General features: G+C 66.8%; 8 protein-coding genes. 4 read left to right on the top strand and 4 right to left on the bottom strand.

The annotated features are described in order from the left end of the window. Window positions 1–126 precede the first annotated feature (126 nt). From B4L26_RS07135 to B4L26_RS07125, 3 genes are all read left to right on the top strand, one after another. On the top strand, window positions 127–1,842 hold the full coding sequence (locus B4L26_RS07135) for an adenylate/guanylate cyclase domain-containing protein (RefSeq protein ID WP_290717480.1): 1,716 nt from the start codon (window positions 127–129) through the stop codon (window positions 1,840–1,842). A gap of 65 nt (window positions 1,843–1,907) precedes the next feature. Continuing rightward, window positions 1,908–3,512: an MDR family MFS transporter gene (locus B4L26_RS07130; protein WP_290717478.1), complete on the top strand. Its 1,605-nt coding sequence runs from the start codon at window positions 1,908–1,910 to the stop codon at window positions 3,510–3,512. A gap of 1 nt (window position 3,513) precedes the next feature. After that, window positions 3,514–3,867, top strand: coding sequence for a TfoX/Sxy family protein (locus B4L26_RS07125; protein WP_290717476.1), 354 nt, complete (start codon window positions 3,514–3,516; stop codon window positions 3,865–3,867). Window position 3,868: 1 nt separating this feature from the next. Here the strand turns inward: B4L26_RS07125 and B4L26_RS07120 are convergent, their stop codons facing one another. Continuing rightward, the gene (locus B4L26_RS07120) at window positions 3,869–4,507 is read right to left on the bottom strand and encodes a DJ-1/PfpI family protein (RefSeq protein ID WP_290717474.1); all 639 of its coding nucleotides are present in this window, start codon (window positions 4,505–4,507) and stop codon (window positions 3,869–3,871) included. A 115-nt stretch (window positions 4,508–4,622) separates the two neighbouring features. Here B4L26_RS07120 and B4L26_RS07115 point away from each other — a divergent pair, with 115 nt between their 5' ends. Further along, window positions 4,623–5,486 carry an oxidoreductase gene (locus B4L26_RS07115; protein WP_290717473.1) on the top strand — a complete coding sequence of 288 codons (864 nt, stop codon included), beginning with the start codon at window positions 4,623–4,625 and terminating at the stop codon, window positions 5,484–5,486. On the opposite strand, the gene B4L26_RS07110 is transcribed toward B4L26_RS07115, so the two are convergent. The 3 genes from B4L26_RS07110 to B4L26_RS07100 form a co-directional block, all read right to left on the bottom strand. Next, window positions 5,470–6,378: a patatin-like phospholipase family protein gene (locus B4L26_RS07110; protein WP_290717472.1), complete on the bottom strand. Its 909-nt coding sequence runs from the start codon at window positions 6,376–6,378 to the stop codon at window positions 5,470–5,472. The genes B4L26_RS07115 and B4L26_RS07110 overlap by 17 nt on opposite strands. A 143-nt stretch (window positions 6,379–6,521) precedes the next feature. Further along, on the bottom strand, window positions 6,522–7,028 hold the full coding sequence (locus B4L26_RS07105) for a hypothetical protein (protein ID WP_290717470.1): 507 nt from the start codon (window positions 7,026–7,028) through the stop codon (window positions 6,522–6,524). A 108-nt stretch (window positions 7,029–7,136) separates the two neighbouring features. Then, on the bottom strand, window positions 7,137–8,677 hold a 1,541-nt coding region (locus B4L26_RS07100), incomplete at its 5' end, for a DNA repair helicase XPB (protein WP_290717468.1).

Below are 8,677 nucleotides of genomic sequence, written 5' to 3'. Positions count from 1 at the left end.
GTCGTCGGCGACAAGATCACCATCACCCTGGAGATCGAAGCCGGTCTGCAGGTCTGAGCGCGAACCATAGGGAACCGGCTGCGCGTCCTCTACAGTCAGATGTGAATCTCTGATCGAGGAGGGCGCGTGGCCGGCCGTGATTTCGCCGGGGGTGTCGGGCGTATCCCGCTGGTGGAGCGCGTCGGCCGGCACAGCCCGGCCATGCCCGGCTTCGACGAGCGCTCCTGGTCGGGATTGAGCGACGAGGAGCGCCGCCGGATCGGGGCCGGCTCGATCCGCGCGTCGGCGGCGGCACTGGTCGGCGGAAATGCGCTCATCGGCGTCGAGACCTTCGTCCTCGTGCAACTCGCGCTCAACGGCGGCGACTTGGGCCGCATGCTCGACATCGATGCACCGATCCTGTCGGCCATGGTGATCGCGCTGGTCGTCGGGACGATTCTCAACCTCGTCTTCGGAATGGTCGCGCTGCGCGGCAGCCTCAACTGGTTCCTGTCGGGGGCGAGAATCGAACCCGGCCGGCGGGAGGCGATCGCCGCCATTCCGAACCGGCAAGTCCTGGGCACGATGGCCGCCTGGACCGTGTCGCTGGGCGTCTATCTGCTGGCGGCCCTCATCCTCGGCCGCGGCACCTCCGAATTCATCGTGGTCGCCGGAGGCTTCTGTCTTGCCGCGGTGTCGAGTGCGTGCCTGACCTATATTTTCGCCGAGCGCGCCGCGCGGCCGCTCTCCGTCATGGCCATGCGCGGTCAGACCAGGGCGCAGGTCAAGTACAGCGTCCGCGTGCGACTCCTCTCGGTGTGGATCGTGTCGTCGGCGGTCCCAATGGCGGGCCTGCTCGCCATCAACTTCGGCCGCCACATCGGACTGATCCCGACGCCGATCGGCAAGGTCGACTGGGTGACCGTCGTCATTGCGATGATCGGCTTGGCCGCTGGCACGCGAGTCGTTCTCCTCGTCGGCGGTGTGCTCGCCGATCCTCTCGACGAGCTGGCCAAGGCGATGGACAAGGTCAGCCGCGGCGATATAGATGCCGACGTCGCCGTCTACGACACCTCTGAGCTGGGTGTGCTGCAGCACGGATTCAACCAGATGGTCGGCGGTCTGCAGGAACGTCAGCGGGTCCGCGATCTGTTCGCGCGCCACGTCGGCTCGACCGTCGCCGAACACGCATTGGCCGGCGACGACGAGATGTCCGGCGGGACGACCCCATCGGTCGGCGTGCTGTTCGTCGACATCGCCGGTTCGACGATGATGGGCGAGCATCTCGACCCGGAGGTTGTCGCGGGCCTGCTCAACCGGTTCTTCACCATCGTCGCCGACGTTGTCGACGAGCACGAGGGCTTCATCAACAAGTTCGAGGGCGACGCCGCGCTGGCCGTGTTCGGTGCGCCCGTCGCGCTCGACAATGCTGCCGCGGCGGCGTTGCAGGCGTCGCGCGAACTGGCCAGTCGGTTGCGGGAGGAACTGCCGATCAAGTGGGGGATCGGGGTGTCCCACGGGACGGTGTTCGCCGGGGACATCGGTGCCCAGCACCGATACGAGTACACCGTGATCGGCGATCCGGTCAACGAGTGCGCCCGGCTGTCCGAAGTCGCCAAAGACGCCAAGGTGCCTGTCGTGGCCAGCGGCGAAGCGGTGAACGCCGCGGCGGACGAGGCACGCAACTGGGCCTTCCGCGGCTCGTTGCACCTGCGCGGCCGCCTCGGTGACAGTGAGTTGTACATCCCGATCTCCGTTGCTAAGGAACTCGACGCGGCGCGCGCAGCGCCGGCCACCGTCTCCGACCTGGTCCGCGGGTTGGCCAGGATCCCGTTGGAGCGAGTGACGCGCCGGCGGGACTGAGTCAGTCCGGCTCGTCGGTCTCGGTACGTTTGAGTTTGATATCAAACTTGGAAGGTGGCTTTCCTATGGCTGCACATTCGGCTGCGCCCGCCGCTGGCGTCGCTGCCCAAGAGTCGGAGGGTCGTGCGTCGGTCCTCTGGCTGTTCGTCGGCCTGATGGTCACGATGCTTATGGCGTCGATGAACCAGACGTCCCTCTCGACGGCCCTCCCGACGATTGTGGGCGATCTTGGCGGCGTCGAGCAGATGAGCTGGGTCATCACCGGCTACATCCTCGCCTCGACGATCATGATGCCCGTCTACGGCCGCATCTCCGACCAGTTGGGCCGCAAGCCGGTCCTGCTCACCGCGATCGTCCTCTTCATGACCGGATCGGTCCTTGGCGGCCTCGCCGCCAACATCTGGTGGTTGGTGTTTGCCCGCGTCGTGCAGGGCATCGGCGGCGGTGGACTCATCATCCTCGCGCAAGCCGCGATCGCCGACGTGGTGCCCGCGCGGGAGCGCGGAAAGTACATGGGCATCATGGGCGCCGTCTTCGCTGTGTCGTCGGTGGGCGGCCCGTTGCTCGGCGGCTGGATCACCGAGGGTCCCGGCTGGCGATGGGTGTTCTGGATCAACCTGCCGTTGGGCGTGCTGTCGATCTTGGCCACCCTGGCGTTCCTGCACCTGCCGAAGCGGCCCAAGTCCGACGCCAAGACCGACTACCTGGGCATGACGATCCTGGCCGCGGCGACGACTGCCGTCGTGCTCGTGTGCACTTGGGGTGGCCACACCTACGCCTGGGGGTCGCCGCAGGTCATCGGGCTCATCGTCGCGGCCGTGCTGCTCGCCGGAGCATTTGTCCTCTGCGAGCGCCGTGCCGAGCAGCCGGTGATTCCGCTGGCGCTGTTCGCCGACCGCAACTTCACGGTCACCACCGGCGCCGCCCTGCTCATCGGCGTCGCGATGTTCGGCGCGGTCGGCTACTTCCCGACGTACCTGCAGATGGTCACCGGCGTGAACGCCACCGAGGCCGGCCTGCTCATGGCCCCCATGATGGGTGCCCTGCTCATCGCTTCGACCATCTCCGGTGCGATCGTGTCGCGGACCGGTCGCTACAAGGCCTTCCCGCTGGCCGGTGCGCTGATCATGGGCGTGGGCCTGTGGCTGATGGCCTCGCTGACCATCACCAGCGCGACCTGGTGGATGTGCACCGTGCTCGCCATCTTCGGAGTCGGTATCGGTTTCTCGATGCAGATTCTGACGCTGATCGTGCAGAACGCCTTCCCCAACGCCATCGTCGGCACCGCGACCGCGGCGACCAACTACTTCCGTCAGGTCGGCGCTTCGGTCGGCTCCGCGATCGTCGGCTCGATGTTCATCGCGCGCCTGCACGATTTGCTCGCACAGCGGCTGCCCCATCTCGGCAAGGGCGGTAGCGGCGGTGCCGGAAACTCGCTCACCCCCGAGAAGGTGTCGAACCTTCCCGACGCGATCCGCATCCCGGTGATCGAGTCCTATAACGAGGCGCTGCTACCGATCTTCATGTACATGGTCCCGCTCGCCATCGTCACGTTCCTCCTGCTGCTCTTCGTCAAGGAGAAGCCGCTTGCGACCGTGGTGGAGGACGAGATCCTTGCCGAATCACTCGCCGAGGGCCAGCTGGTCGAGATGGTCGACGAGAAGGACTGATGTGCCGCAGACCTCGTTGAACGCCCGCGACGAACTCGTCGAACGACTCCGCGAGCGACTCGCGCAGGAGCCGGTCACCCGTGAGATCGCCATGTTCGGTGGGCGGGCGTTCATGGTCGACGAGAAGATGGCCGTCTGCGCGCTCAAGAGCGGCGACCTATTGGTCCGCGTCGACGCCGACGAGCATGAAGAACTCCTTGCGACGCCGGGCGCCGAAACTGCCGAGATGGGCGTCGGGCGCACGATGGGTCCCGGTTGGATCGCGGTGACGGCGGAATCCATCGACGACGACGAGGTCCTCACGTTCTGGTGTGAGAAGGCGATCGAGTACAACCGGAAGGTGACCGGCCGCTAGCTCACTTGCGCAGCTTGCCGTACTCGATCGCGCGGTCGAGCACCGCGCCGCTGGCTTTCGTGACCGAGCCGGCGTCGAACGGCGGTTGCGGGTCGTACTCGATCATCAGCTGCGCGGCCATCGCCGCCGTGTCGTCGACGAGCAGGTCGACCAGCCGCAGCGCCATGTCGATCCCCGACGACACGCCAGCAGCGGTGATGATCCGCTGCGGCAGGTGCTCGACGACCCGATCTGCGACCGGAACCGCGCCGAGACTGCCCAGCAGGTCCATCGCCGACCAGTGGGTGGTGGCGGTCAGCCCGTCCAACAGCCCGGCGGCGGCGAGTAGCAGCGCCCCGGTGCAGACCGACGTCGTGAGCGTGGTGTTCTGATGGGCTTTGCGCACCCACGCCAGCACCCGCTCGTCGTCGACGAGGGTCCGCGTGCCGATCCCGCCGGGGAATACCAGGATGTCGGGCTCAGGTACTTCCTCGAACTCGGCATCGGCGATGATGCCGAGCATCCCGTTCTCGCTGCGGACCTCCCCACGCCGGTGCCCGACGAAGACGATGTCGAAGCTCGGGATGCGCTGCAGCACCTCGTAGGGCCCGACGGCATCGAGGGCGGTGAACTTCGGGAACGTGGCGATGGCGACCTGCATGGGCCCATCCTCTCGCTTACCGCCGACGCTGGCGACCACTATGTGGTCACCAGCGTCGGCCTTGTTCAAAACCGTGGGCTGACTAGTGTGGTTGGTGAACCAAAGGAGAAGCGCGATGAGTATCGACTTGGGAGATCAATCCGGACGGACCGCGATCATCACCGGCGCCAACAGTGGCCTGGGCAAGGAGACGGCGATCGCGCTCGCCGCGGCCGGCGCCGACGTCGTGCTGGCATGCCGCAACCTCGACAAGGCCAATGCGGTGGCCGCCGAGATCGGCCCCAAGGCGCGCGTCGAGCAACTCGACCTGGCGAGCCTGGAGTCGGTGCGAGACTTCGCTGCCCGCGTCGACGGCGCCGATCTACTGATCAACAACGCCGGGATCATGGGGGTGCCGCTGAACCGCACGGCCAACGGCTTCGAGATGCAGTTCGGCACCAACCACCTCGGCCATTTCGCGTTGACGCTGCTGATGCTCGACAAGATCACCGACCGCGTCGTCACGTTGTCGTCGTACATGCACCAGTTCGGCAAGCTCGACTTCGACGACCTCAACTGGGAGAGCCGTCGCTACCGGCGTTGGCGCGCCTATTCCGACTCCAAGCTCGCCAACCTTCTCTTCGGCAAGGCGTTGGCCCGGCGCTTGGCCGCGTCGGGATCGCCGGTGACGTCACTCATTGCGCACCCGGGCTACGCGGAGACCGAGCTGCAGGGCAAGACCGAGACATACCAGGACAAGGTCATGGCGCTGGGCACCTACCTCATCTCCCAGTCCGCAGCCGACGGTGCGATGCCCACGCTGTACGCGGCAACCAGCCCGCAGGCGACCAACGGCAGCTTCTACGGGCCGACCAAGAGGTTCGGGATGGTGGGACCGCCGGGACCGTCGTCGTACAAGAAGGTCGCCGACGACCAGAAGGTGCAACAGCGCCTGTGGGCCGCATCGGAACGCCTCACCGGCGTCACGTCGCCGATCTGAATCGGTCTACCAGCGCGCGCCCCTGCTTCCACCCGGCGCGGGCTGCCGGTGCACGCAGAGTGAGGTCGGTCGCGTTGGTGCCGAAGAACCGCTCGTCTTCCGGTGGCGGCACCACTGTGTCGACGGCGCAGCCGCGCGCCGACAGGTCGTCGACCTGATAGCCCAGCCGCACCCGCCACGCCTCGGGAAGCAAGGAGCGCCCGCCCAACGGGGAGAGGACAAGCACCCAGTCGTATCCGGTGGCCAGATCGGCGTTCTCGGCATTGATCCGGTACCCACCGTCGATGTAGTGGCGGTCGCCGATCCGATAGGCGAAGCCACCGGCGCAGCTCGCCGCGACAGCATCCACCAGGTCGACGCCGTCGGATCCGTCGAAGACGGTCGGCTCGCCGGTCGCCGCGTCAACGGCGGTGATCAGGGTGCGCCGCTGCGGCCAAACGTGGTCGGGGAAACGGGAGGAAACGGTCTCGCGCCACCAGGCTCGACGAGAGCCGTCATGAGAGGCGGGATCGTCGAGCGCGGCGGCACCCATGCGTCGGCGGAAGTCGACGAGGTCGCTCGACTCGCCGGCTACCGTGAGCAGGCGCTGCAAGTGTTCAGGCTTGAGTGGTCCGCTGGGCCGCGAAGCCGCCGCCAGTTCGGTTTGCCGCACGGTCGCCGGATCGATGATGGCGGAGTACAGCTCACTGGGATCTGCTCCGCCGATCTGGGCGGCTGCCGTCGATCCGGCCGACGTCCCGACGACGAGATCGGCTCTGCGCGCGTCGAAGCCGCCGTCGAAGAGTCCTGCCATGACACCGATGAGCCAGGCGTTGCCGGTGGCCGCGCCGCCGCCGAGCACCAGGGCCCAACGTGAGTCGTTAGAGAACGAGGAGTGTGGAGAGTTGTTCATGAGTCGCCCTTCGCGATTCGCGTGACGGGCGCTCAGTCGGCTGTCTCAGCCGCGTTGTCGTGATCGTCGGGGGAGCACCCACTGCTGTCCTGCGTTCATGGGTCTCACCTCCTACGGCCGGAACACGATCTCCGGCGAGTCTACTACCGGATTGTGAACCGCACGGCGTTCGATGCGCCGGAGATCGCGTCGGTGACGCGCGCGACGTACTCACCGGGCACGTTGAGCTTCCATGCGTACTTCGACGTGCATTGTTTGGTGGAGAACGCCCCCGGAGGCCTCGGGCCCTGCGTGATTCGAACCGACATCTGGCATTCGGGGCCGTTGATCTGGTCGCCGGCATCGATGACGGCGTTCCACTTCACGCCGACACTGGACCCGACGGGGTAGGAGCCGTTGCTGCGGCCCGACGACGGCGAGTACACCCACGTGTTGATCGACTTCACGCCGTTGGTCGCACCCGGCCGGCCGAGCTTGCCGTAGTGCTGCGGGCCCTTCTTCGACGAGCCGAGGCTGCCGCCGAAATCGAAGCTGCCGAAGTCAAAGGGGCCGACCATGCTGTCGGCGTGGACGGGCGCTGCGCCGACGGCCAGTGCGGCGGCAACGACAGCGGGCAGTGCGAGCGAGCACGCACGAGCGGTGGGACGCATTCGAGTCAACCTTCGATTCTCATCAACAAAGCGGTTTGGTAACGAAATGCTAACAGTGATTTCTGTGAGGTCGCTGGTGGTCCCCGTAGGAAGGGCCCTCAGCGTTCATCAGCTCCCGACGATGTCGTCGGCGTCGACGATCCGGTACGCGTAGCCCTGTTCGGCGAGGAACCGCTGCCGATGAGCCGCGTAATCGGCGTCGAGGGTGTCTCGCGCGACCACGGAGTAGAAGTGTGCCTGCCCGCCGTCACTCTTGGGCCGAAGCAACCGGCCGAGGCGCTGGGCCTCTTCCTGTCGCGACCCGAACGTCCCGGAGACCTGCACGGCCACCGACGCCTCCGGCAGATCGATGGAGAAGTTTGCGACTTTCGAAACGACGAGGCGGCCGATCTCGCCCCGGCGGAACGCGTCGAACAGGGCCTCGCGGTCCTTCGTCTTCGTCGATCCCTGGATGACCGGCGCGTCGAGCGCTTCGCCGAGTTCCTCGAGCTGGTCGAGGTAGGCGCCGATGATCAGCGTCGGCGAGTCCGGGTGGTGTTCCAAGATGGATTTCACGACGCCGACCTTGGTGTGCGCCGTCGAGCACAGCTTGTACTTCTCGTCGTTCTCGGCGACGGCGTAGGAGAGGCGCTCCTCGTCGGTCAGCGTCACGCGCACCTCGACGCACTCGGCCGGGGCGATCCAGCCCTGCGCCTCGATGTCCTTCCATGGCGAGTCGAACCGCTTGGGCCCGATCAGGCTGAACACATCGCCCTCACGACCGTCCTCACGGACCAGCGTCGCGGTAAGGCCCAGTCGGCGGCGCGACTGCAGGTCGGCGGTCATCCGGAACACCGGCGCGGGCAGGAGGTGCACCTCGTCGTAGATGATGAGCCCCCAGTCGCGCGAGTCGAACAGGTCGAGGTTGCGGTATTCGCCCTTCGATTTGCGGGTCATCACCTGATAGGTGGCGATGGTGACGGGCCGGATCTCCTTGCGCTCGCCGGAGTACTCGCCGATCTCCTCCTCGGTGAGCGAGGTGCGCGCGATCAGCTCCCGCTTCCACTGCCGGCCCGCGACGGTGTTGGTGACCAGGATGAGCGTCGTGGCACCGGCTTTGGCCATCGCAGCGGCACCGACCATCGTCTTACCCGCGCCGCAGGGCAGTACGACGACACCCGAGCCGCCCGCCCAGAACGACTCGGCTGCGAGCTCCTGGTAGTCGCGCAACTCCCAGTCGGCCTGGTCGAGCTCGATCGGGTGTGCCTCACCGTCGACGTAGCCCGCGAGATCCTCGGCGGGCCAGCCCACCTTGAGCAGGATCTGCTTGAGTCGTCCCCGCTCGGACGGATGCACAATGACGGTGTCGTCGTCGATACGGGCGCCGAGCATGGGGGCGACCTTCTTGTTGCGAAGGATCTCCTCGAGCACCGCGCGGTCGAAGCTGACCAGCGTCAACCCGTGCGCCGGGTGCTTGACCAACTGCAGACGGCCGAAACGCCCCATCGTGTCCACGATGTCCATCAGCAGCGGCTGGGGCACCGCATACCGGGAGTGGGTCACCAGTGCGTCGACGACCTGCTCCGCGTCGTGCCCCGCGGCGCGCGCATTCCACAGTGCCAACGGCGTCACGCGGTAGGTGTGCACATGCTCGGGCGCGCGCTCCAGCT

This window comes from Gordonia sp. UBA7599 (assembly GCA_002477755.1).
Taxonomy (GTDB): Bacteria; Actinomycetota; Actinomycetes; order Mycobacteriales; family Mycobacteriaceae; genus Gordonia.
This window is presented reverse-complemented; position numbering and strand designations above follow the sequence as displayed.

Coding starts and splice junctions, on each gene's coding strand:
- B4L26_RS07110 (WP_290717472.1), bottom strand. CDS start 6,378: ATGAACAACTCTCCACACTCCTCGTTCTCTAACGACTCACGTTGGGCC.
- B4L26_RS07105 (WP_290717470.1), bottom strand. CDS start 7,028: ATGCGTCCCACCGCTCGTGCGTGCTCGCTCGCACTGCCCGCTGTCGTT.
- B4L26_RS07130 (WP_290717478.1), top strand. CDS start 1,908: ATGGCTGCACATTCGGCTGCGCCCGCCGCTGGCGTCGCTGCCCAAGAG.
- B4L26_RS07115 (WP_290717473.1), top strand. CDS start 4,623: ATGAGTATCGACTTGGGAGATCAATCCGGACGGACCGCGATCATCACC.
- B4L26_RS07120 (WP_290717474.1), bottom strand. CDS start 4,507: ATGCAGGTCGCCATCGCCACGTTCCCGAAGTTCACCGCCCTCGATGCC.